Source organism: Desulfovibrio legallii (assembly GCF_900102485.1).
In the GTDB taxonomy this organism is placed as follows: Bacteria; Desulfobacterota; Desulfovibrionia; order Desulfovibrionales; family Desulfovibrionaceae; genus Desulfovibrio; species Desulfovibrio legallii_A.
Genome location: NZ_FNBX01000035.1, coordinates 1 through 1,016 on the forward strand (window position 1 = coordinate 1; position 1,016 = coordinate 1,016).

The 1,016-nt window shown below is 49.1% G+C and carries 1 protein-coding gene and 2 pseudogenes; all 3 read left to right on the forward strand.

Going from position 1 to position 1,016, the window contains the following annotated elements; all coding sequences use genetic code 11:
- Positions 1–117: pseudogene (locus BLS55_RS12425) on the forward strand (transposase); the annotation flags it as partial.
- Positions 118–166: 49 nt separating this feature from the next.
- A protein-coding gene (locus BLS55_RS11720; protein WP_092155417.1) for an IS5 family transposase occupies positions 167–924 on the forward strand; the annotation gives its coding sequence in 2 pieces (ribosomal slippage) (positions 167–491 and positions 491–924; 759 coding nt in all).
- Between the two features lie 6 nt (positions 925–930).
- A pseudogene (locus BLS55_RS12430) lies at positions 931–1,016 on the forward strand (transposase); the annotation flags it as partial.

Below are 1,016 nucleotides of genomic sequence, written 5' to 3' on the forward strand. Positions count from 1 at the left end.
TGCCGCGAAGATAGCGAAAGCTGGCGGAATTTTTTGCGCTACCTGAAAGAACGGGGCCTTGAACGTATCAAGCTTGTGACGTCAGACAAAAGTCTTGGTCTGCTGGAAGCACTAGGGCCTGTTGACACTAATTGCGTAATTGGTTGAACTTCTGTATAATCCCTTTATGAAACTGACAGAAGCACAATACGCTTTGATTAAGGACGCTCTCCCGCGCCAGCGCGGGAATGTACGTATGTCAAACCTTCAAATACTTAATGCCATTTTATACGTCGCTGAAAATGGCTGCAAATGGCGCGCACTGCCGGAGCATTTTGGCAATTGGAACACCATCTACGTCCGCATGAATCGTTGGGCCAAAAGCGGCACTCTGGCAAAGGTGTTTGATGTGCTACAGCGTCAACAGATTATTTCTATAAAAATTGAAGCTGTATCGCTCGATAGCACCATCGTGAAAGTCCACCCCGATGGGACCGGGGCCTTAAAAAAACAGGTCCGCAATCCATCGGGAAATCCAAGGGCGGATGGACAACAAAAATTCATATGGTTGCCGCAACTGCCCGATGCGCAATAATATTTAGTCTTTCCCCAGGCAACGACGGCGATGCTCCGGCGGGGAGAAAGTTGCTGTCATCTTGGGAAAAGAAACAAAACAGTTGCCACGTAATCATGGATCGAGCCTATGAGGGCAACGAAACTCAGGCTCTTGTTAGAAGCTTCGGCTATACTCCCGTGGTTCCGCCAAACCCTCGAAGGGTTACGCCGTGGGAGTATGACCGTGAATTATACAAAAAACGCAATGAGATCGAGCGCCTATTTCGTAGACTTAAAGGCTTTAGGCGCGTGGCAACCAGATACGACAAGCTTGATGTCGTGTTCGCCGCATTTATCTATTTTGCCCTCATTGTAGATGCGCTAAGATAGTGTCAACAGGCCCTAGGGGATTTTTATCCCCAAACCCGGTGGCAGCGTTGTGTGGTGCATTTTTACCGGAATGTGCTCCAGGCGGTGCCGCG